We start from the raw sequence: 22,887 nt of genomic DNA, 5'->3' as shown, positions 1-22,887 counted from the left end.
CGAAATTATGGATTTAAATTCAAATGCGTGGCTAAATATTTTCCTGTATAAGAATTTTTTTCTTTGGCAAGGTCTTCTGGGATTCCTTCAAAAACAACATGACCACCGCCATCTCCTCCTTCGGGACCGATATCAATTACCCAATCGGCACATTTTATCATATCCATATTGTGTTCGATAACCAAAATGGTATTACCCTGCTCAATTAAAGTATTTAAAGCTTTAAGCAGTTTCTTAATATCATGAAAGTGCAAACCAGTAGTTGGCTCATCAAAAATAAATACCGTTTTATTGGCATTATTTCCCTTAATTAAAAAGGAAGCCAATTTAATCCGCTGTGCTTCTCCACCCGATAAAGTATTGGATGATTGCCCCAAATGAACGTAGCCCAAGCCAACATCAACCAAAGGATTTAATTTATTCAGAATTTTCTGCTCGTCTTTAAAGAAATCAACAGCTTCTTCAATCGTCATATCCAAAATCTCGGATACATTTTTTTCTTTGTAGGTTACATCTAAAACCTGCTGTTTAAATCGCTTACCTCCGCACACCTCGCAAGGCAGATAAATATCCGCCATAAATTGCATTTCAATTTTAACTTCGCCTTCGCCTTGGCAAACATCGCAACGACCTCCTTCTACATTAAAAGAAAATGCTGCTGGTTTTAAACCTGCAGCTTTTGCAGATGCCAAATTAGAGAACAAGGCACGAATATCATCCCAAGCTTTAACATAAGTTACTGGGTTTGATCGGCTAGAACGACCAATAGGATTCTGATCGACCATTTCTACAGCACTTACCAAATCGTAATTACCGAAAATGCCATCATAAGCACCAGTTTGTTCGCCAGCATAGTTTCCAATTGCTTTTTGTAAAGCCGGATATAAAATCTTTTTAACCAAACTCGTTTTACCCGAGCCAGAAACACCACTTACCGCAGTGAAAACGCCCAATGGAAACTTTACATCAACATTTTTAAGATTATTTTCCCTTGCACCTTTAATTAAAATATGATCTTTCCACTTACGTCGTTTTTCTGGAATGGCAATTTTCTCTATCCCAGCTAAATAACGCCCAGTTAAACTGTTTTTATCTTTTAAAATCTCTTCGTAATTCCCACTAAAAACTAAGTTTCCACCATGTGTACCCGCTTCAGGACCAATATCAATAATGTAATCGGCCGCACGCATCATTTCTTCTTCGTGCTCTACTACGATTACGGTATTACCTACATTTCTTAACGAAACCAAAACTTCAATCAGTTTATTGGTATCGCGAGGATGTAATCCAATACTTGGCTCATCTAAAACATAAATGGAACCCACTAAGCTACTTCCTAATGAGGTTGCTAAATTAATTCTTTGAGATTCTCCTCCTGATAAGGTATTGGACAACCTGTTCAATGTTAAGTAACCTAAACCAACATTGTTTAAGTATAAGAAACGATTGTCTATTTCTGCCAATAAACGTTTGGCTATTTTAGTATCGTTTTCGTTCAGTTTTAACTCATTAAAAAATACCAAAGCTTTAGCCAATGGCATTAAAACCACATCGATAATAGATTTTTCAGCAATTTTAACATAAGATGCATCTTTACGCAAACGCGAACCCTTACAATCTGGGCAAGTGGTTTTTCCACGATAACGCGACAGCATTACACGATATTGAATCTTATAGGTTTGCTCTTCCAATTCCTTGAAAAATGCATCCAAACCCGCAAAATATTTATTTCCCGTCCAAAGCAATTGTTGTTCCTTTTCGGTTAACCCGCTATAAGGTCTGTGAATTGGAAAATCAAACTTAGGTGCTGCTTTAACAAAGTTCTGCAACCAAACGTTCATTTTCTCTCCACGCCAAGGTGCAATTGCGTTATCATAAACACTTTTGCTCTTATCAGGAATGACTAAATCTTCATCAATCCCAATAACATTTCCATAACCTTCGCAACGTTTGCAGGCGCCGTATGGATTATTGAATGAGAAAAAATTTGGAGTTGGTTCTTCAAAACGCATTCCATCCAGCTCAAACCGATCGCTAAAATGTTTGGTCACGCCATCAGCTTCTACATAGCAATCGCCTTTACCTTCAAAAAAAGCTGTTTGAACAGAATCCGCCAACCGACTTAAAGTTTCCTCTTCTTGGTTGGTAACGATTCGATCGATTAATATTTGAACCGTCTTATCATCTACCAATTCGGCATCTTTAAAATCAGCATCATCCAAAACGGATTCAATCTTCTCAATTTTATTTTCAATCAGAACCCTTAAAAATCCCTTCTGCAATAAAATGGCAAGCTCTTCTTTAATTGTTCTATTGTTATGTGGATATAAAGGACAAAAAATAGTAACTGTTGTACTTTCTGGGAGTGCGCTCACATAATCTACTACGGTACTTACCGAATCCTTTTTAACTTCTTTCCCAGAAACCGGAGAAATGGTTTTTCCAATTCTGGAAAACAAAAGTTTTAAGTAATCGTAAATCTCTGTCGATGTACCTACTGTAGAACGTGGGTTAGAGGTAATCACCTTTTGCTCTATAGCAATTGCAGGCGCAATACCTTTAATATAATCCACATCGGGCTTATTCATTCTGCCCATAAACTGGCGGGCATAAGATGATAGACTCTCCACGTAACGACGCTGACCTTCAGCATATAAAGTATCGAATGCAAGTGATGATTTACCCGAACCAGACATACCTGTTATTACCACCAATCTATTTTTTGGAATGGCAACATCAATGTTTTTTAGGTTGTGCACACGGGCACCTTTTATTATTATATTTTTATGCGGATCTTTTTCGGCTTCGTTTTTGCTCATGTATTATCAAGAATATAAAATATAAACCCCAGTGTTTAACAAGGGTTTTAAAAACATACAAAAATAGGGTACTGAGACGATTAATTTATTTTTTAACATTTTATTTTTTGTTTTTTGATAAAAAAAACACTTTCTTTGATTATTAACAACCTCAGAACCAAACTAACAACAGTCAAAAACATAGGAGAGAAGCTATAGAAATTAAACATCTACAAATTAATTTTTAGCAAATAGTACGGGATTTAGTGTAGGTAAACCTATGAATTTACAATCATACAATGATCAGGACCTGGTAAAGTTATACGTTACCGGGAACGAGAATGGATTGCAGGAACTTTTACGAAGACATAAAAGCAAAATTTATACTTCTATCTACTTATTGGTTAAAGACCAATATCTGGCGGAGGATATTTTTCAAGATGCTTTTATCAAAGTAATAAATACGTTGCGATCTGGAAGATACAACGAGGAAGGCAAGTTCTTACCTTGGGTGATGCGTATTGCGCATAACTTAGTTATCGATTACTTCAGGAAAGAGAAAAGAACTCCAATTATTACGAGTTCTGATGGAATGGATGTATTTAATATGCTACACTTTTACGATGAAAGTGCAGAGGAAAAAATGCTTCGCGACCAAACTCATAAAGACTTAAAAGCGATGATTCATTTATTGCCTGATGAGCAAAAGGAAGTACTTTTGATGCGCCATTATGCAGATTTGAGCTTTAAAGAAATAGCTGATTTAACAGATGTAAGCATCAATACAGCTTTAGGTAGAATGCGTTATGCACTGAGCAATTTGCGCAAAATGCTTAAGACAAAGGAGATGACCTATAAAGGGTAATAAAAAAGTTACGTAAAATGTTTTAGTGATTGAAATAAAGCATAGCAACTATCGTTAAGTTTATAAAACAAAAACATTTAGTTGCTTATGACAAAAACCTCTACATCAAAAACAAATGTAAATTTACCATCCCAAAACATGTTTCAGTCTACAACTGATAATGAATCCGATGCCGAAATTGACTTATTTTACGATCAGATCAAAAGTAAGTTAGATGGGTTACTCACAAATCCTCAAGATGAAACCATCAACAGGATTTTAGCCTATAGCAAATCGAAGTAAATTTTACACGAGCCAAAAAAGCTGTCTTACAAAGTGAGGCAGCTTTTTTTTTTGCACTCAAAATTGCTTTAGCACTTTTTGATTAGCCAATCCGACCTTAAATAGCTTTAGTTTTATCAAGGTTTATCGCAATCAAAATGGCTTGAATTTTACAATTCATAAGTTAAAAAAGCGCTACCTTTACATAGTGTAACTTTAACACTAAGCATCCTATGAATAAGAATTTAATCCCACTTACTTTAGGCGGACTAGGCATTGGAATAACAGAATTTGTTATGATGGGCCTACTTCCAGATATAGCAAAAGATTTGAAGGTAACCATTCCTCAAGCTGGTCATTTAATTTCTGCTTACGCTTTAGGTGTTGTAATTGGCGCTCCGTTGCTGATTATGATTGCCGGAAAATATCCACCAAAAAAAATATTGATTGCCTTAATGGTAATGTTTACTGTTTTTAATGCCTTCTCTGCTTTTGCTCCAACCTTTGATACCTTATTTATAGCTAGATTATTATCGGGCTTGCCACATGGCGCATTCTTCGGCGTTGGTTCGGTTGTTGCCAGTCGCATTGCAAAAAAAGGGAAAGAAGCCCAGGCAGTTTCCCTCATGTTTATGGGTTTAACCATTGCAAACGTGGTGGGCGTTCCGCTGGGAACGTTTATTGGCCATAATTTTTCTTGGAGAATTTCCTTTGCCGTTGTCGTACTTGTAGGCTTGATTACATTGTTTAGCTTAAAATTATGGTTACCGGCACTAGAGGCCACAAAAAACCGAGATTTAAAAGCAGAGCTCAGCTTTTTTAAAAAGAGAGATGCATGGATTATTATTTTCATGATTTCAATTGGTACCGGTGGCTTATTTACCTGGTATAGTTACATTGCCCCATTAATGACAGAAGTTGCCGATTTCTCTGCCGAAAACGTAACCTATATATTAATGTTGGCCGGTTTAGGGATGATGGTTGGTAATTTTATCGGTGGCATTTTGGCAGATAAATACTCACCTGCAAAAGCATCAGCCGCACTATTAATTATTATGGTAATTACTTTAACAATTGTTCATTTTATATCGGGCAACCAAGTATTGGCACTCATCATGACTTTTATTACAGGCGCAGTTTCTTTCGCTCTTGCTGCACCCATTCAAATGTTAATGATCCAAACCGCCAAAGGATCTGAAATGCTTGCGGCATCTGCCAGTCAAGCGAGTTTTAACATAGGAAATGCATTGGGCGCATTTTTCGGCGGACTTCCACTTGTTTATGGTTTTGATTATACTTCTCCTGCCTATGTTGGCGCCGCAATGGCTCTAATTGGTTCTTTCTTTGCATTCTGGTTGATTAAAAGAAATGCATCAGAAGCATTACAAACAAACGCGTCTCCTGTTAAATCCAAATATGCAACCATACACTAGCGTTTTTTAATTCGATCCCTTAATCGCCCTAAAGTTGTTCCGATAGAAATAGCGTAAAAACTATTGAGTTTATTTAAGTTGGCAGAAAAACTAAGATTTAAAGAAGCTGTGTGATCTAAGTTAAGGTGATATCGAACCTCAAAAGGAACAGCAAATTGCCTTTTCTTGATTATTTCATAATTGGTAGAACAGAAAAGACATTCCTTCCCTTCTCTTGGGATAATTGCTCCTTTAGTCTGTTGCTCAAACATGGAAATACCTAAACCTACCTGAAATGTATTGTACTGATCTAAACTAATCCTTTTTCCAGCAATTAAACTAAAGTCAGATACTATTAAATCCGGCTGACTTCCAAAAAGCTTTATTTCTTCTATAGCAGATGTTTTAAGTACCAGATAATAACTTTTTTGTTCAGCATATAAGAATACATCCCCATAAGTTCCGCTTACACTGCCCCTGCCCAAACTAAAACCTATACCAAAGTAAGTCTTACTGTTTTTATGTAATGTATCTTTTTGAGCAAAAGTCAAGCAAAAACCCAAAACCAGTATTAAAGTTAGCATATACCTTTTCATATTATTGGATTAATTTTGAACTTAAAACCAAACCTAAACCTGCAGCCGCAAAACTTTTCTGTTGATTGAGATTCCCATTTATGGATACAGAAACACCAACTCCATCTACGAATCGAAAAATATATTTAATTTCTCCAATTAAGCCGACTGCATTTTTCTGTATAATTTTTTCCCTTAACGTATTGCTATTCGATTCATCATATTTCCGCAAATCGGCCACCAAGCCCACGCCTCCTCCAAATTCCAATCTGTTATTCGGGTTAAATTTTATTCGTTTTCCCAGCATAAATGCTGCCTCAGAAAAACCTGGAGTAGTTGTCTTTTCTCCATTTACATTAATTTCGTACATCTCTTGAGAAAGAGAAGAAAATTTAAATTTCAAATAAGAATTTGGTTTGTTGTAGGCAAGAAAGCCAGATATCAAAGGCTCCTTTAAGGTAGCTGCACCAAACTCGATGCCTCCACTTAAGGCATTAAAAAATCCGTCAGAATTATTTTGGGCATTTGCCACGCCAATAGACGATGCAAATGCAAGTACTAAAATTATCTTTTTCATTTCAATTTCAATTATTAGGATACTTGAATTAATATCTAATCGAAGATAGCGAGGAATAAAAAGGAGAATTATTGTTTTAGGATTCAGAAAATGAAATCAATCATTAATAGAGATACATTTTAAAGATTAATAAACTTTAAAGATTAATAAATTTGAATATTTTAATTAAATAAATTTTATTAAATATTAATAATGTGTAAATTCAATCATTAAGATATTCTTTATGATTAATCAACAACTACTATTTTTTGATTCGATTAAATCGGCCTTGCCAGATTATCAAAACCTTGCGCTCAGCGTTGCCGATGTTTTGGAAATTAGCACGAATGAGGCTTACAAGAAAATTAGAGGTACGAGTATTCTAAATCTGCAACAGATTGTAAAACTCTCTGATAGCTTTGGCGTTCCGTTTTTATATAAGCCGGATCAACTGCCAACCGTAACTTTCGATTATTTAAGTGTTGATCAAGAAATTCCGAACATGCTTTTGTATTTAAAGGATCTCTTAAAAAATCTAAAGCAAATTCAGCAAAGCAAAAGTAAGCACATCACCATTACCACAGATGATATACCTTTATTTCACTTTTTTAAATACCCAGAACTTACCTGTTTTAAGCTCTTCTTTTGGTCGGATAGTGTGATGAACACTGAAGTTAAATTCGACCCAAGTCTATTTGATAAGGAAGTGATCTCAATTTCTAAGGAACTTAACCAGATTTATCTAGAGATTCCTTGTACAGAGATTTGGGCGAAGGATACCGTTCACGGCACAATCGAACAGATTAGATATGCTTATGAAGCAGGTTACATCTCTAAAATTTTGGCAGAACAGATTATTGAGCAGGTTCGATATTGCTTAACTGATATGAATATGTACGCCATTAGCAGTAAAAAAACCATCGATCCAAGCCATACCTTTAACTGGTATAACTGCGATGTATTGGGGAGCATTTCTTATTTAGTTGACTACAAAGATTCAATGTCGTGCTATAACAGATTCAATACCTTTAATTATTTAAAAACCGAAGATCAATCTTATTGCCAACAAACCAAGAAATGGATGCAAAGTTTGATTGGAAAATCAGTTTCATTTAGCGGACAGGGTGAAAAACACCGGAACAAGTTCCTTTACAATGCCTTTGCAGAATGCGATAAATTACTTGTAGAAATTAATGGCTCAACCTAGCCCTTGATACTCATATCTTGATAGCTATATTTGCCCATGCTTAAAAAAGAACGTTATAAACTTTTTGTAGAACATTTTTCGGCCAAGCAACCCGATGCTGAAACTGAATTACATTACAATAATCCTTACCAGCTTTTAGTATCCGTAATTCTTTCGGCTCAATGCACTGATAAAAGGGTAAATATGGTTACTCCTGCCCTATTTCAGCGTTTCCCAAATGCTAAAGCACTTGCAGAAGTTACGCCAGATATCGTTTTTGATTACATAAGGAGCATTAGCTATCCAAATAACAAGGCCAAACACTTAGTTGGAATGGCCAATATTTTGGTTAACGAATTTAACGATGTGGTTCCATCAGATATAGATGATCTTCAAAAAATGCCTGGGGTGGGGCGAAAAACAGCGAATGTAATTGCCTCTGTTATTTACAACGCTCCCGCAATGGCGGTTGATACGCATGTATTTCGTGTGGCAAACCGTTTGGGCTTAACCAATGGCAAAACACCTTTAGCAGTTGAAAAAGATTTGGTTAAAAACCTGCCGGAGCAAGATATTCACATTGCACACCATTGGCTTATTCTTCATGGTAGATACGTTTGCGTAGCCAGAAGCCCCAAATGTGCGGTTTGTGAGATTACTTATATGTGCAGATATTTTGAACGCCAAATGGCACAAAATGAACGAGATAAACACAAAGCATAAATTATTTTTACTTTGCTATTGACATTAGCTAAAAAACTATTAACTTAGCTAAATATTTTAGCATTATTACTTATAAACATCCGAGCACTTTAGCCGACAATCAATTATATTTGCGCAATCAAAATGAAAAAAGAAATGAGCACTGCGAATCCTGACAAATTAAAAGCCTTACAGTTAACGCTAGATAAATTAGAAAAATCTTACGGTAAAGGTACCATAATGAAACTAGGTGATACCGCTTTTGAACCAATAGATTTTATTTCTACAGGTTCTATTAGTTTGGATATTGCTTTAGGTATTGGTGGTGTTCCTAAGGGGAGAGTAATCGAAATTTATGGCCCTGAATCTTCAGGTAAAACAACCTTGGCAACACATATTATTGCTGAAGCTCAGAAAAAGGGTGGTATTGCAGCTTTTATTGATGCAGAGCATGCCTTCGATCAGTTTTATGCGAAAAAGTTAGGTGTTGATACAGACAATCTTTTAATCTCTCAACCAGATAATGGAGAGCAGGCTTTGGAAATTGCAGATAATTTAATTCGCTCAGGCGCAATTGATGTAATCGTAATTGACTCTGTTGCTGCATTGGTACCTAAAAGTGAAATTGAAGGCGAAATGGGCGATAGTAAAATGGGTTTACATGCTCGTTTAATGAGCCAGGCTTTACGTAAACTAACAGGTACAATTTCTAAAACTGGGTGTTGCTGTATTTTCATTAACCAGTTGCGTGATAAAATTGGTGTAATGTTCGGTAACCCTGAAACGACTACCGGTGGTAATGCTTTAAAGTTTTATGCTTCAGTGCGTTTAGATATCCGTCGTATTTCTCAGATTAAAGATTCTGATGAAGTTTCTGGTAACCGTGTTAAAGTTAAAATCGTTAAAAACAAAGTTGCGCCACCTTTCCGAATTGCAGAATTTGATGTAATGTTTGGAGAAGGAATTTCAAAAAACGGAGAGATTGTAGATTTAGGTGTAGATTTCGGAATTATTAAAAAAGCAGGTTCATGGTACTCTTACGGAGATACCAAATTAGGACAAGGTAGAGATGCCGTTAAACAGCTTTTAAGCGATAACCCAGAATTGGCAGATGAATTAGAACTTAAAATTAAAGCCGAAGTTACAGGCGATAAATTGGAAGAAAAATAAGATTTTTAAAAGTATTTTATAAAATGTCTTGGCAATTAAATTGCCAAGACATTTTTTATTCCATTTCATCTATTTCCTTTAAAACTGCGTAAAAATTTCTAATCTTTTTTAGAGCGGGGATTTGATTTTCAACATTGGAATCATAAATAATACTCGGGATTTTTAAATCTTTAAAATGGTTTTGAAATTTAAATTCAACATAATTTAATGCCTCTGCATATTGATTTAATTCTGGAAACTTGGATCGAATGTCTTCATCTAAAAGTGAACCATCTAGCACTGAGGATATTTCGGAATCAACTATCTGAGAAAAAAAACGACAAACCTCTTCTTTCTCTTCTATAAGATTTTCGGATACTTTTTTCACATATAATCTTTGTTCTTTAAATAATCCCAGAAATTTATAATTCGGGATTTCAAGGTTCTTATGATTTATATTATCAATTAGAAATAAAAATCTAAAATCAATTGTTCTTATTGAATCCTTATAAAATTGATAAAGTCTTAGATTTCCTAAATTTCCTCGCTGTGAATAAAACCTAATTTCTGTATCTGCATTAGATTTTCTTATGCATTGAAAATAGTTAAACTTCGGATAAACTTGATCTTCACAAGAATTTAATTTCTCATTGATAAAAGCCATTTTCTTTTTAACACTGCAAGTGTTAACTATTATAGTATCCTGAGCAATCACAATTATGGGCTTAGTAAAAACTCCAAATACAATCAAAAAAAGATTTAAAACCCAAATATTAATAACATTCATATTAATGTTTTATAAGCTTAAAGAAAACAATATTTACATAACATGTAACATGTTGTCAAAATATTAAACCAATAAGTTTTCTTTGGGATGTGAAAACTGCCCAGGGGTTAGCAGTTAAATAAATATATACAAATTAAAAAAACTTCCTTTCTAAATGAGAAGTTTTCAGTAAGCTGTGTTAAACCAGTGAAGAAAAGTAGCGAGTATTTACGAGTGTAATTTAAAAAAAATTATAATTTTTGATTAAATCCGGATCAAACAACACTATAGCTTACCATCTTATCAGAAATCGAAGGAGCAGTACGTTAAGCATTATTGAAAAGATTCCATCATAACCTAATTATTATCCTGACTAAAAACAGCATCAAAATCTTTAGTAACATAAACAATTACCAAAAGTGCAGCAATTAGCAAAACACCTAGAATAATTATTCCCCAGCTTCCTTTAAGCTTATTTTTGTCTTTTCTAATTAACCAATATAAAATTCCGGTTAAAGGGATGGCACAAACAATCCAAAATACTAACGATGCTCCAGTCATATAAAAATTTCAATAAACAAATTACAATAATCAAATAACCAATTCAAACATTAAACGGTTAACCTCCTTTAAAATTCCATTCTCGCCATTGGCGAAACTTCTTGCCCAACAAAATCATTTATAAGATATTTTTGATATCCTGCAATGGCAATCATCCCTGCATTATCTGTACAATATTGAAAAGCTGGAATATAAACTTTCCATCCAAGTTCAGTAGCCATTTCTTGCAAGGTATTTCTTAAACCAGAATTGGCCGAAACCCCACCTGCAATCGCAATTTCGTTAATGCCATATTGCTTGGCCGCTTTCTTAAGTTTATTCATTAAAATCTGAATAATGCTGTATTGTACTGAGGCACAAATATCATCTAAATTTTCTGCAATAAAGTTGGGATTCTCCTTTTCTTGCTTTCGGATAAAATATAAGATTGAAGTTTTAAAACCACTAAAGCTAAAATTTAATTCAGGAATCTGCGGAACTGCAAATTTAAACGCTTGCGGATTTCCCAATTTGGCATGCTTATCAATTAATGGTCCGCCTGGATAAGGCAATTGCAGTATTTTTGCTGTCTTATCGAAAGCTTCTCCTGCTGCATCGTCCAAAGTCTCTCCTACAATTTCCATATCAAAGTAATCTTTAACCAAAACAATTTGGGTATGCCCACCAGAAACGGTTAAACATAAAAAGGGAAAATTGGGCTTGGGATCATCAATAAAGTGCGCCAGTATGTGCGCATGCATATGATTGACAGAAATTAAAGGTATATTTAAAGCTAAAGCAAAAGATTTGGCGAAAGAAACTCCAACTAAAAGCGAACCTAATAAACCTGGTCCGCGAGTAAAAGCTACGGCGTTTATGTCCTGTTTTGTAACTTTAGCATCAATTAATGCTTGCTGTACGGAAGGCACAATATTTTGCTGATGCACTCTTGAAGCTAATTCAGGGATTACACCACCATAATTTTGATGAATTGTTTGGTTTGCAATAACATTGGCAGTAATTTTGCCGTTGTTACATATGGCAACTGAAGTATCATCGCAAGAGGACTCGATAGCAAGTATAACAGACAAATTATTAATATTTAAGCTGCAAAATTATTAAAAAACTATTTAAAATACTCCTTTGGGTAATTGCATCAATAATTTTGCTGCTTGCGCTAATCATCTTTTCTTTACAATTTAAGCCTGTTCAAACTTATTTTGCTCAGAAAGCTGCCGCATATTTATCAAAGGAGCTTAATACTACCATTAAAATTAAAAGCTTATACATTAAGCCTTTCAAATCCATCGTGCTCGAAGATTTACTTGTGCTCGATTTACAGAAAGACACTTTGTTAAGTACGCCACAGTTTATGGTCGATATTAACCAACTATCGATCGATAAGAAGATAATTGATATTAACACCGTTCAAATTAACAATGGAAGCTTTTTCTTAAAAGACTTCAAAGATAATTCTTCTAATCTTGATTTCATCATCAATTATTTTGATAGTGGTAAGCCTACTGTAAAGAAAAAAAAATCAGAACCTTATAAAATCGATTTCCGCCGAATTATTTTAAACAAAATGAGCTTTAAGTATAAAAACTATAAAGCTAAAGATCAATCGCAGGGTAAAAGTGTAAACTTTGATAATGTTGATGTTAAGGAATTAAGCGGGATTTTTGAAGGCTTGGATACCAAAACGCATCTTTTCAAAACGAACATTAAAAACCTAACCTTTAAAGAGAGAAGTGGTTTTTATTTAAAAAATCTGACTGCCCAAACTACTGTAGATAGCAATTCGATTGAGTTAAAGAATTTGTTGCTGGAGACTAACCAAAGTCGCCTAACAAATTACTTCCAGATGCGTTTTAACACTTTTAAAGATTTTAACCATTACATCGATAATGTTAGGATGAAGGCCGTTTTTAAAGAAAGCCACATTACATCAAGAGATGTTGCTTTCTTTGCACCAGAGCTGAACGAAATGAAACTCGACTTAGATGTTGATGGCCAAATAACGGGTTTGGTGAATAATTTGAGAGCCAAGAAACTATCAATAAAATCTGGCAAAGCCACCTACATCAAAGGCGATTTCATTATTAAAGGACTTCCAAAATGGAAAGAAACTTTTATGGATCTGAACATTGAAATGGCTGGAACAAATAAAACGGATTTAGACGAGGTTTTGGCAGGCATTACAAACAGCAAGAAAAAACTGATTCCAAGCATCGTTAACAAATTTGGCAACATTAATTTCAATGGAAGTTTTACAGGTTTCCAAAACGATTTTATTGCCTATGGCGAATTCAAAACGAAGCTCGGTCGCTTTGTTTCTGATGTAAATATGAAGATCGACAAAAATGATGTTCCTTCGTACACAGGTAACATTAAAACTTACGATTTTAATATTGGTAACCTATTGGATGAAAAAAGTTTAGGCAGAATAAGCTCATCGTTATATGTTAAAGGAAGAGGTACGGAACTTAAAAGCTTATCAGAAAATATTAATGGCGATGTTGATTATATCGATTTTAACAATTACAGGTACAGAAATGTAAAAATTGACGGTACTTTTAACAAAAAATATTTCGATGGAAAGTTAAGTATCAACGATAAAAATGTAAAGCTCGTATTTGATGGAGGCGTTAACCTAAATCCAAAACTTCCGGTATTTAATTTTAAGGCAACGATCACAAAAGCGAAGTTAAAAGCTTTGAAACTGCTTAAAGATTCGTTGATGGTTGATGCAAAGTTTAGCACAAATTTCTCTGGAACTAATCTCGATAATATAGAGGGAACGCTTCTGATTCAAGAAATCAGACTTCAAAATCCAAAAGGCGTTTATAATGTAGATTCGGTACAATTACTAGCTAACGGAACTGGAGCAAATAGAAATTTAACCATAAAATCTGACATTTTAGATGCCAGTATAAAGGGTGAATATGACCTGAATTCTATCGCTTCATACTACAAAGCAATTGCCAAAACTTATGTACCATCCCTCAAGGCAGATATTATAAAGTATAAAAACCAAATTTTTCAGTTTAATCTGCAGGTTAAAAACTTTGAACCACTGGCTCAATTTATCTCACCCGGATTGGAGCTTGATGAAGGTGCAACCCTTATTGGCGATTTTGACTCCAGAAACAACACGGCCACTTTGAATGGCTTTGTTAAAACACTAAAGTTTAACGGCGTTGTGGTTAACAATATCATTCTGGATGAAAACACCACCAAAGAACAATTACAATTAATTGTAACTTCTGATCGGGTTCAAATTAACGACAGTTTGTTTATCAAGGATGTTAACATTTCGAATATTTTGCGAAATGACAGTTTAGCTTTCAACGTTAAAATGTCGAATTCTGACGATGCAAATCAGCTGGATTTGAACGGTTTGGTTGAGTTTACAAAAAACCAGGATACCACGGCAAGGTTGAGTATTTTACCATCAATCTTAAAAATTAATAGTGAAGAATGGCGGATTCAAGAAAAGGTACGCATTGTTTTAAATAACGGAAAAACAGAAATTACCAATTTTGATTTAACCAATGGAAACCAACAAATTACCATTGATGGACTGATCTCTGAAGATCCAAAAGATTTGATTAAGGTTGGCTTTAAGGATTTTAGTTTGAGAACACTTAACCCTTTTACCAAAGGCTTCGGTGTTAAATTGGCTGGAAACGTAAATGGCGAAACCAATCTCTATGGAATTTTAAAGGCTCCAAGGGTAAGCGATGATCTTAAAATAGATTCGTTAAACTTTAATAACATCTACATAGGAACCTTAACCGACACCTCATCATTCAATAACGAAGATAATAAAATAAATGTTTTCACTAGGATTATGGCCGATGGCAATGAAACCTTTAAACTGACTGGAAATTTAGATCTTAAAGAAAAAGAAATCGATTTAAATGTAAGGATGAACGAAAGTAAATTGACCATCCTTGAGCCTTTTGTAAAGGAATTGGTATCCAATCTTAAAGGAAATATCTCTTCAGATTTAACCGTAAAAGGCAAGTTTGATAAACCTGAAATTAACGGAACCTTAGCGCTCGACAAAGGCCAGCTTATGGTTAATTATCTGAAAACAACTTACATAATTACCGATGAGGTTAAGGTTGAAAAGAGCGTAATAAAGCTAGATAAATTTAAATTGAATGATCTTGAAGGACATGAAGCGGTTGCCAATGGTACGGTTGATTTAAACGATATCAACTATCCAAACCTAAATGTAATACTTGAGGCAAACAGCTTTATGGCCTTAAATACAACTGCAAAGGATAATTCTGTTTATTACGGTAGAGCATATGGAACTGGTGTATTTAAGTTTAATGGACCAACCAATAAAATGAAGATTGATATTAAGGCCAAAACCGAAAAGGGTACCATTTTCAATCTTCCATTAAACAGTTCTGAAACCGTTTCAGACAAAGATTTTATTAATTTTATTAGCAGAGATTCTACAACCATAGTTAAAAAAACCACCAATTTTGATGGCTTAACGCTTACTTTCAAATTAACGATAGATCCCAATACCACAGCAAATATTTACACTACGCTGGGTAATTTAAGCGGGAAAGGTAATGCAGAATTAAACCTAAACATTAATAGTTTGGGCGATTTCGAAATGTCTGGAGATTACATTATCGAAACCGGAAGTTTTGATTTCACGGCTCAGGAAGTAATCAATAAGAAGTTCGACATAAGACAAGGTGGAACGATTAGATGGACCGGCAATCCAACCGCAGCACAGATTAACTTAAAAGCAGTTTACGCTTTAAGAGCTAACTTAAACGAGCTCTTCAAGGCGGCAAACCGAGATGCCAGTAGCAATGCAAATCAAAGGGTAAATACGGAAGTGGAAATGGGATTAACAGGCTTGTTATTGAAACCTGATATTAAATTAGATATTTATTTCCCATCTCAACCTGCAATTAAGGAAGAGTTGCAAACCTATTTTAGTGATCAAAACAACTTAAACTTACAGGCTTTCAGTTTAATTATTAGAAGAAGTTTTGCCCCAGGAAATGGAGGTGAATCGATTGGAAATCAATTACAATCTACAGTTTCCAGTACGGCAACCGAGCTGGTTTTCAATCAGTTCAATAATGTGCTATCCTCGCTAAACTTAAACTTTGTCGATTTAAACGTAAGATCTTTAAGCGAAGCCAATGCATCATTTAAATTCTTTAACGACCGTTTAATTATAAATGCCGGAATTGTAGATCGAAATAGTTTGAATGATTTAACCATTATCGATTTTTCTAAAAATGTAGGCAGCGAAGTTGAAGCGCTTTTCTTGATTAAAAAAGATGGAAGCTTGACTGGAAAGGTGGCCAATAAACCACCAACACAACAGAGTATCTTTTTAAATAGTGGAATTAGTGCAACAGCAAATGTAACCTCCTTTGGCTTGGTGTACACGCAACAGTTTGATACATTTAAAGAGTTTATTCAGAAACTTTCTGGAGCTTATCGTAGAAACTTAAAAAGAAAACAGGCCGAACAACCTGTCAAAACGAACAAGTCGATTAATAAGGATGCAATTATTAATCAGAGTAAAGGGAATCCGAGGAGATAACTTTCACCAATTAATAAAGTATTTTGACTAGCTGACAAATGAAATTATGTGCAGTCAATCCATCTTACATGAAAGTTTACATTTTAATAATTTGCTTTTCAATCATTGGTTGCAAACTCTTTGCGCAGGAGAAACACGTCATTGTTGATTCGCTTAACAAATACATAAAGCCGGTTGCCACAAACGAAGATCAAAGTTTCGATATTTCCGCTCTCATTAATGTTCTAAAAAACAAGCACATTGTATCTTTAGGTGAGGCCACACATGGCACTAAAGAATTTTATGATGCGAAAACTCAAATTATTAAAGGATTAATTACAAATGGGAATTTTAAAACCATTTTTATTGAATCTGACTATTCTTCTCTAATTTACCTTAATGAAATTTTGCAAAATGATAGCAAGGATACTGCTCTAAGCAAGCGATTTGGACAAAAAGGCATTTATAGCATCTATAAAACAAAAGAAGTATTTAATTTATTTTATGATGTAAGGGCTTATAATCATACTCAGCAAAAGGAAAATCAAGTAGCCATTATCGGTATTGATATGCAGGATCTGGTTATGATCTCTAAACGAGTGCTTTACGAGATTCCCGATAGTGGAAAAAACGACACAAATGTTTACCATACACTTATAGGTATGACACGAATATTTGCAACAGGCGAATTAAAATATTTTACAAAAAAGGAGAATATCAGAAATTTAGAAGCCATTGCAAAACTTAAAGAAAATGCATCTATTAAAGAGGATAAAAAACTAATTTTCTTAACGCGACAGCTTGAACAGTCTTATGAAATGATGAATACCAAATCTGATGAGAAAAGGAGATCACTGAGGGATACTTACATGGCTGAGAATGTGATTTGGCTCAACAAAAATTTAAGGCAGAATGCAAATGCAGTGATATGGGCTCATAATGGCCATACTTCAAACATATCTTCCTTTAATCGTGTGCCAATGGGATTTTATCTTAAACAAGAATTTAAAGACAACCTCTATTCGCTTGGACTATTGTTTGGAGAAGGAAAAGTTAGATTATTGGAGACAGGGAAAGATGGGTATCAAGAAAGATATATCACGCCTTCAGTAAATTTAAGATCATTTGAAAACCTGCTTGCCAGCTTAAAAGCACCTATAATTTTCCTAAATTTCCAGGATATTTTATCTAATGATTTTATAAAAAAAGAAATTGAAAATAATTCTTTCATCAGATCGATAGGAACACATTTTTTAGCAGACGAGAAGAATACTGTAGGTAGAGAACCAATATTGTTGTGCTTTGATGGAATTCTTTTTTTTAAGCAATCATCTTCCTCAAAAGTTTTTTAAGGAAGATGATGCAAAGATTTATCCTTTCATAATGGAGTGACCCATTTTATCTCTTTTGGTTTTTAAGTAACGTTCGTTATGAACATTGCTTTCAATTTCGATGGGAATATTTTCTACAACTTCTAAACCATAACCAATTAAGCCGGCTCTTTTAGTTGGGTTATTACTCATTAAGCGCATTTTAGAAACACCTTCAGATCTTAAAATTTGTGCCCCAACTCCATAATCGCGTTCATCGCCTTTAAACCCTAATTTAATATTCGCTTCAACGGTATCAAAACCAGCATCTTGTAAGTTGTAGGAACGTAATTTATTGATTAGTCCAATACCTCTTCCTTCTTGGTTCATGTAAACCACAATTCCTTTCCCCTCTTTCTGGATCATTTCCAAAGCTTTGTGTAATTGAGGTCCACAATCGCAACGGCAAGAACCAAAAATATCTCCAGTAACGCAAGAACTGTGTACGCGAGCAAGGATTGGTTCATCGGCATTCCATTCTCCCTTAGAGATTGCCAAATGTGTAGCATTGTTGTCCAATTGGGTATAAGCTGTCATTTTGAAATCGCCCCAAGCGGTCGGAAGATCTATAGTAACTTCAGCCTTAACCAAGCTATCAATATTTAACCTGTAAGCGATTAAATCCTCGATTGATATAATTTTTAATTGATGTTGTTCGGCAATTTTAAATAAATCTGGTAGGCGAGCCATTTCACCATCTTCCTTTAAAATTTCGACTAATAAACCAGCTGGCTTCATTCCAGCCAATCTGGCTAAATCTACCGCAGCTTCTGTATGGCCGGCACGTCTAATTACACCGCCATCCTTAGCAATCAGCGGAAAAATATGTCCTGGTCTTCCCAGTTCTTCTGGATCTGTTTTAGGGTTAACTAAAGCCAGCATAGTTTTAGAACGATCGCTTGCAGAGATACCTGTGGTACAACCGTGACCAACTAAATCTACCGACACTGTAAAATTGGTTTCGTAAGCGGCGGTATTTTTACCAACCATTAGCGTTAGATTAAGCTCCTTACAACGTTCTTCTGTTAATGGAGCGCAGATTAAGCCACGGCCATAAGTAGCCATAAAATTGATAACTTCTGGAGTTGCGTTTTCTGCCGCAGTTAAAAAATCGCCTTCATTCTCTCTTCCTTCATCATCTACAACGATAATAACTTTACCGGCTTTAATGTCTGCTATAGCCTCAGGTATGGTATTTAATTTTGTTTGCATGTTATAAAAACACTATTATTTGATTGTTATAAGTCGCTAGTTTTTATTCAATCGAATATGCTATAAACTGTAACAATTTAGCTTACGCAAAGGTACAACCTATTTTAAGCAATCTGATTAATAAAATATCATTTGGAAGTAAAGGATATTAGTCTTCTTTCTGCTTAATTCTTAACAGTTTCATAAAAAACTGCTTATAATAATTTACATCGAAAAGTGCCGAATCTACCGTGGCTTTATAAGTTAAAAAGGCGGCCAAAGGCGTAAGTACAATAAAGGCAATCCACATGGCAAAGATTGGGTTTAAAGAGCCTTCACGAGCAGATTTTTCTGCAACTGTAGTGAGGATATGATAAACCAGAAAAAAGGAAATCGCAATTACAACGGGTAATCCCATTCCTCCTTTTCTTATAATTGCACCAAGTGGAGCACCAATAAAAAACAGCAGAATGCAAGAAGCCGCTAAGGTGAATTTCCGTTGATATTCCACACTGGTAAAAATGATTTCGCCCACTAAGTCTTTGTATCGAGGCGCACCATTGCTTAAATTTTGTGCAATGCCAGATACTATTCCAGAGGCACTTTCTAAGCTTTGTTTGCGGGCACCAACCGGAATACTATTTAATATTTGATCGCCAATTTTTTTAGGCGCAATTTTAACTTTTGTATAGCCTTTAGCCGAATTATTCTGCTTGAAATTGTTTGATAAATTTGCTGTTGTATTTCTGTTTAAGGTATCTAATTGCTTAATAAGGAGCGCTCTCTTTTTATCGATTCCCTTCAAATTAAGCATTACCGTACTGTTACCAAAAGCATTGGGATCTGTTCTGTTTGGCTCAAAAGATGATAAATCGAATTTTGGTTCTGTTTCCTTAAATCTGCTTCTATATAAAATCTGTCTGGGATTATAAATTCCGGTACTATTTGCTTGCTCTTCATACTGAACACCATCCATTAGCTTCATCACCAGATATTTTCCATCACTTGTTTTGTTCATCTGCCCTTCTTTGGCCTTAATAATCTTCGGAACCCCGTTAGATCCTTTATGATCGTACAAAGTGATGCCATATAATGTCCCATCTAAATCTTTTCGATCCACCCGAATGGAATAGCCCGGAATACTGTTGTTAAAAACACCTGGTTTTATTAAAAACGCCAGCTTCTTATTTCTAACATCATACATTAGAGAGTAGAATTTAAGATTGGCTTTCGGCAACATATAATTGGAAAAGAAAAAAGAAGTTACCGTGAGCATCAAGATTAGAATCATGAGCGGACGCATGGCTTTTTGGAGCGAGATTCCAGCCGATTTTATAGCGACTAGCTCGTAATTTTCTCCGAGGGTACCAAAAGTCATGATGGAGGAAAGCAGAACGGAAAGTGGCAACGCCATAGAAATTTGAACCATGGATTGATAGTACATCAATTCAACTATGGTGTACCATTCGAATCCTTTGCCGATTAAATCATCTACGTACTTAAATAGAAAAAACATCAACAGGATAAACATTACTACAAAGAATGTAGCAATGAATGGCCTAATAAATGCTTTTATAACAAGAAGATGGATTTTTTTCACCCTACAAAGTTAAACAATGCATGGGGAATTTTATGCACCTAAAACACTAATCAGATAATCAATTTGGTTGTCCCAAATCAACTTTTTCTCTGCAAGTAATTCATCAGTTGTAAAATCAGTAATTGAAAGCGCAACGTCGTTAGTTAATTCATCCTGTACAATTTCCATCTCGAAATAGCATTGAGGTTCGTCGTCTAACCACTTAAATTTAACTAATTTGTTCTCTTTTATGGAAACAAGCTTAGCTTTTTGTTGCTCATCATCCCAAGTAAATGTGTAGACTTGATCGCGAAAATTTACATCATCTGCAAACCATTGCGACAAGCCATTTGGCTCACTTATAAAACTATACAGTATTCGTGGTGACGATTTAACCTCGTACTCAAGCGTAAATTTTTTCTTTTCTGCCATGTTAATTCATTACCAGAATAAAGTTCCGGACTACTTTTTTTATTTTATTTTTCTAAAGAAAGGTAATTTATTCTATATTTGCAACTCCAAAAAATAACCACCTAAATATTTGATAATATAAACAAATATTTTTGCCCGGCGGGGTAGCTCAGATGGTTAGAGCGCAGGATTCATAACCCTGAGGTCGGCAGTTCGATCCTGCTCCCCGCTACTGATTAAAAGCCTTGAAATTTACATTTCAAGGCTTTTTTGTTTCCTTTCGAGTGTTTAAGCTCAATTAACATGGATATATGCTGTGCTAACCCCTTGTCAAATATAATTAATTGTATGTATCGCTCTACTAGCTAACTGGTATAAATTTACAGTTAAATCGCAGATTTTGGCGCATTTGTTGGCGCATATTATTATTTTTTATTTTACATTATTCCCTCATCAGCAAAGCTATAATAGAGGTCTTCACTTATAATCAGATGATCCCATACTAATATATCCAACAGCTTTCCTCCTTCTTTCAATCGCTTAGTTAATGTAATATCTGCCTCGCTTGGTCTAACTGATCCACTTGGATGATTATGGCAAAGTATCATTCCAGAAGCATTACCTTTTAAAGCAATAGCGAATATTATCTTAGGGTCTGCTACTGTTCCGCTAAGTCCACCCATTGATATATCTACAATCCCTAACACCCTGTTACCATTATTAAGCAGAACCACCTTGAACTCTTCAAGGAAGGAAATCCTACCTAAATGCCAGTGTTGCTTTAGAAGTGCGAATGTCTCTTTGGATGATGTGATCTTTGGACGATCATTGATTTTGTAATCTGGTTTGTAGCTTACTTGTACTTCAGCTACCTTAAATTGTTCTTGTACCATAGTTGTATCTATTTAAATATGGCACTTGTATCAAGCTTTCAAACCAATTAAGTATAGGAGGAACGAAATAAATAGACTGTGCGAGGGCTACTTGAGCGTTTATGTCGTAGTTCCTATAAACGTATTGGGAGGACAAGCTTAAATTTGTGTGATATTGTATAAATACTACCCACCCTTACTTTCCTATATCCAACTTTCAGTCTATTTCTTTCTTTTAAGGGGATTGGTATTAGTTCTGGATATCGGCTATTCTAAAACCCAAAGTGATTATCCGCTCTTTACTTCAACTCATAAATGTATGCTAAAAAGTCATCAAAGGTAACCATATCATAAAATTCCATCGTTCGAAGTTTATGTCCGCAAAGCCCCATAACCACAGGAATGGGAGTATCAGCTTCTGCACCAATCTGAATCGCCATAATCTGAATAGGCTTAAGATAAGCACGACTTATAGCTATACTAAAATCACTCCAACCATATTCAAATGTTGATTTGCATTTCTTGCAGGTATAAATAGATCTTATGCTTTCCTCGCCATTATTGATTTTACTTACATCGAAGTATTCAAATGCATGCTCGATAAATGCTTCTGTCTCAAGAACAAAGAAAGTTCCATCGTAGTCTCTACAGTCTATACTTGTGTACTGAATGAAACGAGGATATGCACATTGGCAAGATACAGTATTGTAATAATTTAATACTTCTTTGACCATTGCATAGACACGATCTCTATTTTTTATACTGAGTTCTCGGGCATTGTTTCTTGAACGTTGTAATTCATCATCTAGCACTCGGGAGCTGTTCGAACCAACCGAAGAAGTTGTTTTGTCAATAGATAAGAACAACTTAGCTAGTAGCTTTCTAATCATATACGAGTTCATCAACTTATTTTAAATGGTTCCCACACATCGGAATGGCTTTTACGTGTTGCACCCACTCCTACTGGCATTTCATATATATCGTTTATAGATTCATCAATAACAGTTTGGATAAACCGCTTCAAATTGACCCCTCTTCGCCAATCTAAAAAGTTCCCCTTAGCCGAGTTAATTTGATAAGGT

20 protein-coding genes and 1 tRNA gene are annotated in these 22,887 nt (G+C 35.0%); 9 read left to right on the top strand and 12 right to left on the bottom strand.

Annotated features, from left to right (window positions below; genetic code table 11):
* Positions 1-5: 5 nt before the first annotated feature.
* Positions 6-2,819 (bottom strand): excinuclease ABC subunit UvrA, encoded by a 2,814-nt coding sequence (gene uvrA / locus H7U22_RS19795; RefSeq protein ID WP_187073075.1) that lies wholly within the window; start codon positions 2,817-2,819, stop codon positions 6-8.
* Positions 2,820-3,078: 259 nt separating this feature from the next.
* On the opposite strand from uvrA, the gene H7U22_RS19790 reads away from it, so the two are divergent.
* The 3 genes from H7U22_RS19790 to H7U22_RS19780 all read left to right on the top strand — a co-directional run bounded on the left by H7U22_RS19790 (position 3,079) and on the right by H7U22_RS19780 (position 5,357).
* Positions 3,079-3,663 (top strand): RNA polymerase sigma factor, encoded by a 585-nt coding sequence (locus H7U22_RS19790; RefSeq protein ID WP_121950469.1) that lies wholly within the window; start codon positions 3,079-3,081, stop codon positions 3,661-3,663.
* 87 nt (positions 3,664-3,750) lie between these two features.
* The gene (locus tag H7U22_RS19785; protein WP_187073074.1) at positions 3,751-3,945 is read left to right on the top strand and encodes a hypothetical protein; all 195 of its coding nucleotides are present in this window, start codon (positions 3,751-3,753) and stop codon (positions 3,943-3,945) included.
* A 212-nt stretch (positions 3,946-4,157) separates the two neighbouring features.
* Entirely contained in the window at positions 4,158-5,357 is a 1,200-nt protein-coding gene (locus tag H7U22_RS19780) for an MFS transporter (protein WP_187073073.1), read from the top strand.
* Here H7U22_RS19780 and H7U22_RS19775 read toward each other — a convergent pair.
* Both H7U22_RS19775 and H7U22_RS19770 read right to left on the bottom strand, forming a co-directional pair.
* A complete protein-coding gene (locus tag H7U22_RS19775) occupies positions 5,354-5,932 on the bottom strand; it encodes a hypothetical protein (RefSeq protein ID WP_187073072.1) in 579 nt (192 codons plus the stop codon). The genes H7U22_RS19780 and H7U22_RS19775 overlap by 4 nt on opposite strands.
* 1 nt (position 5,933) lies before the next feature.
* Positions 5,934-6,488: a hypothetical protein gene (locus H7U22_RS19770; protein ID WP_187073071.1), complete on the bottom strand. Its 555-nt coding sequence runs from the start codon at positions 6,486-6,488 to the stop codon at positions 5,934-5,936.
* A gap of 223 nt (positions 6,489-6,711) precedes the next feature.
* On the opposite strand from H7U22_RS19770, the gene H7U22_RS19765 reads away from it, so the two are divergent.
* The 3 genes from H7U22_RS19765 to recA all read left to right on the top strand — a co-directional run bounded on the left by H7U22_RS19765 (position 6,712) and on the right by recA (position 9,525).
* Positions 6,712-7,674, top strand: a complete 963-nt coding sequence (locus H7U22_RS19765; protein WP_187073070.1) for a helix-turn-helix domain-containing protein — start codon at positions 6,712-6,714, stop codon at positions 7,672-7,674.
* Between the two features lie 36 nt (positions 7,675-7,710).
* The gene (gene nth / locus H7U22_RS19760) at positions 7,711-8,376 is read left to right on the top strand and encodes an endonuclease III (protein ID WP_187073069.1); all 666 of its coding nucleotides are present in this window, start codon (positions 7,711-7,713) and stop codon (positions 8,374-8,376) included.
* Positions 8,377-8,511: 135 nt separating this feature from the next.
* Positions 8,512-9,525, top strand: coding sequence for a recombinase RecA (gene recA, locus H7U22_RS19755; RefSeq protein ID WP_131562243.1), 1,014 nt, complete (start codon positions 8,512-8,514; stop codon positions 9,523-9,525).
* Positions 9,526-9,580: 55 nt separating this feature from the next.
* On the opposite strand, the gene H7U22_RS19750 is transcribed toward recA, so the two are convergent.
* From H7U22_RS19750 to tsaD, 3 genes are all read right to left on the bottom strand, one after another.
* The gene (locus tag H7U22_RS19750) at positions 9,581-10,291 is read right to left on the bottom strand and encodes a hypothetical protein (protein WP_187073068.1); all 711 of its coding nucleotides are present in this window, start codon (positions 10,289-10,291) and stop codon (positions 9,581-9,583) included.
* Positions 10,292-10,627: 336 nt separating this feature from the next.
* Positions 10,628-10,831: a hypothetical protein gene (locus tag H7U22_RS19745; protein WP_187073067.1), complete on the bottom strand. Its 204-nt coding sequence runs from the start codon at positions 10,829-10,831 to the stop codon at positions 10,628-10,630.
* A gap of 68 nt (positions 10,832-10,899) precedes the next feature.
* A complete protein-coding gene (gene tsaD / locus H7U22_RS19740; RefSeq protein WP_187073066.1) occupies positions 10,900-11,901 on the bottom strand; it encodes a tRNA (adenosine(37)-N6)-threonylcarbamoyltransferase complex transferase subunit TsaD in 1,002 nt (333 codons plus the stop codon).
* A gap of 74 nt (positions 11,902-11,975) precedes the next feature.
* Here tsaD and H7U22_RS19735 point away from each other — a divergent pair, with 74 nt between their 5' ends.
* Together H7U22_RS19735 and H7U22_RS19730 are read left to right on the top strand one after the other, a co-directional pair.
* Positions 11,976-16,403 (top strand): translocation/assembly module TamB domain-containing protein, encoded by a 4,428-nt coding sequence (locus tag H7U22_RS19735; RefSeq protein WP_187073065.1) that lies wholly within the window; start codon positions 11,976-11,978, stop codon positions 16,401-16,403.
* 68 nt (positions 16,404-16,471) lie between these two features.
* Positions 16,472-17,734: an erythromycin esterase family protein gene (locus H7U22_RS19730; RefSeq protein WP_187073064.1), complete on the top strand. Its 1,263-nt coding sequence runs from the start codon at positions 16,472-16,474 to the stop codon at positions 17,732-17,734.
* 18 nt (positions 17,735-17,752) lie between these two features.
* Here H7U22_RS19730 and H7U22_RS19725 read toward each other — a convergent pair whose 3' ends face one another.
* The 3 genes from H7U22_RS19725 to H7U22_RS19715 all read right to left on the bottom strand — a co-directional run bounded on the left by H7U22_RS19725 (position 17,753) and on the right by H7U22_RS19715 (position 20,954).
* Entirely contained in the window at positions 17,753-18,964 is a 1,212-nt protein-coding gene (locus H7U22_RS19725; protein WP_187073063.1) for a bifunctional 3,4-dihydroxy-2-butanone-4-phosphate synthase/GTP cyclohydrolase II, read from the bottom strand.
* Between the two features lie 148 nt (positions 18,965-19,112).
* Positions 19,113-20,543: an LptF/LptG family permease gene (locus H7U22_RS19720; protein WP_187073062.1), complete on the bottom strand. Its 1,431-nt coding sequence runs from the start codon at positions 20,541-20,543 to the stop codon at positions 19,113-19,115.
* 30 nt (positions 20,544-20,573) lie between these two features.
* On the bottom strand, positions 20,574-20,954 hold the full coding sequence (locus tag H7U22_RS19715; RefSeq protein ID WP_109932622.1) for an START-like domain-containing protein: 381 nt from the start codon (positions 20,952-20,954) through the stop codon (positions 20,574-20,576).
* Between the two features lie 137 nt (positions 20,955-21,091).
* Between H7U22_RS19715 and H7U22_RS19710 the strand changes: the two genes are divergently transcribed.
* Positions 21,092-21,165: transfer RNA gene (locus tag H7U22_RS19710), tRNA-Met, on the top strand.
* A 205-nt stretch (positions 21,166-21,370) separates the two neighbouring features.
* Here H7U22_RS19710 and H7U22_RS19705 read toward each other — a convergent pair.
* From H7U22_RS19705 to H7U22_RS22900, 3 genes are all read right to left on the bottom strand, one after another.
* A complete protein-coding gene (locus H7U22_RS19705) occupies positions 21,371-21,826 on the bottom strand; it encodes a JAB domain-containing protein (protein ID WP_187073061.1) in 456 nt (151 codons plus the stop codon).
* A gap of 278 nt (positions 21,827-22,104) precedes the next feature.
* A complete protein-coding gene (locus tag H7U22_RS19700; protein ID WP_222621911.1) occupies positions 22,105-22,707 on the bottom strand; it encodes a hypothetical protein in 603 nt (200 codons plus the stop codon).
* Positions 22,707-22,887: hypothetical protein (locus tag H7U22_RS22900; RefSeq protein WP_222621910.1), on the bottom strand; the 181-nt coding region annotated here is incomplete at its 5' end. The genes H7U22_RS22900 and H7U22_RS19700, both read right to left, overlap by 1 nt.

It is taken from the genome of Pedobacter fastidiosus (genome assembly GCF_014306625.1).
In the GTDB taxonomy this organism is placed as follows: domain Bacteria; phylum Bacteroidota; class Bacteroidia; order Sphingobacteriales; family Sphingobacteriaceae; genus Pedobacter; species Pedobacter fastidiosus.
This window is presented reverse-complemented; position numbering and strand designations above follow the sequence as displayed.

Coding starts and splice junctions, on each gene's coding strand:
- nth (WP_187073069.1), top strand. CDS start 7,711: ATGCTTAAAAAAGAACGTTATAAACTTTTTGTAGAACATTTTTCGGCC.
- H7U22_RS19770 (WP_187073071.1), bottom strand. CDS start 6,488: ATGAAAAAGATAATTTTAGTACTTGCATTTGCATCGTCTATTGGCGTG.
- H7U22_RS19700 (WP_222621911.1), bottom strand. CDS start 22,707: ATGAACTCGTATATGATTAGAAAGCTACTAGCTAAGTTGTTCTTATCT.
- H7U22_RS19745 (WP_187073067.1), bottom strand. CDS start 10,831: ATGACTGGAGCATCGTTAGTATTTTGGATTGTTTGTGCCATCCCTTTA.
- H7U22_RS19730 (WP_187073064.1), top strand. CDS start 16,472: ATGAAAGTTTACATTTTAATAATTTGCTTTTCAATCATTGGTTGCAAA.
- H7U22_RS19785 (WP_187073074.1), top strand. CDS start 3,751: ATGACAAAAACCTCTACATCAAAAACAAATGTAAATTTACCATCCCAA.
- H7U22_RS19715 (WP_109932622.1), bottom strand. CDS start 20,954: ATGGCAGAAAAGAAAAAATTTACGCTTGAGTACGAGGTTAAATCGTCA.
- recA (WP_131562243.1), top strand. CDS start 8,512: ATGAGCACTGCGAATCCTGACAAATTAAAAGCCTTACAGTTAACGCTA.
- uvrA (WP_187073075.1), bottom strand. CDS start 2,819: ATGAGCAAAAACGAAGCCGAAAAAGATCCGCATAAAAATATAATAATA.
- H7U22_RS19725 (WP_187073063.1), bottom strand. CDS start 18,964: ATGCAAACAAAATTAAATACCATACCTGAGGCTATAGCAGACATTAAA.
- H7U22_RS19765 (WP_187073070.1), top strand. CDS start 6,712: ATGATTAATCAACAACTACTATTTTTTGATTCGATTAAATCGGCCTTG.
- H7U22_RS19750 (WP_187073068.1), bottom strand. CDS start 10,291: ATGAATGTTATTAATATTTGGGTTTTAAATCTTTTTTTGATTGTATTT.
- H7U22_RS19705 (WP_187073061.1), bottom strand. CDS start 21,826: ATGGTACAAGAACAATTTAAGGTAGCTGAAGTACAAGTAAGCTACAAA.
- H7U22_RS19780 (WP_187073073.1), top strand. CDS start 4,158: ATGAATAAGAATTTAATCCCACTTACTTTAGGCGGACTAGGCATTGGA.
- H7U22_RS19775 (WP_187073072.1), bottom strand. CDS start 5,932: ATGAAAAGGTATATGCTAACTTTAATACTGGTTTTGGGTTTTTGCTTG.
- H7U22_RS19790 (WP_121950469.1), top strand. CDS start 3,079: ATGAATTTACAATCATACAATGATCAGGACCTGGTAAAGTTATACGTT.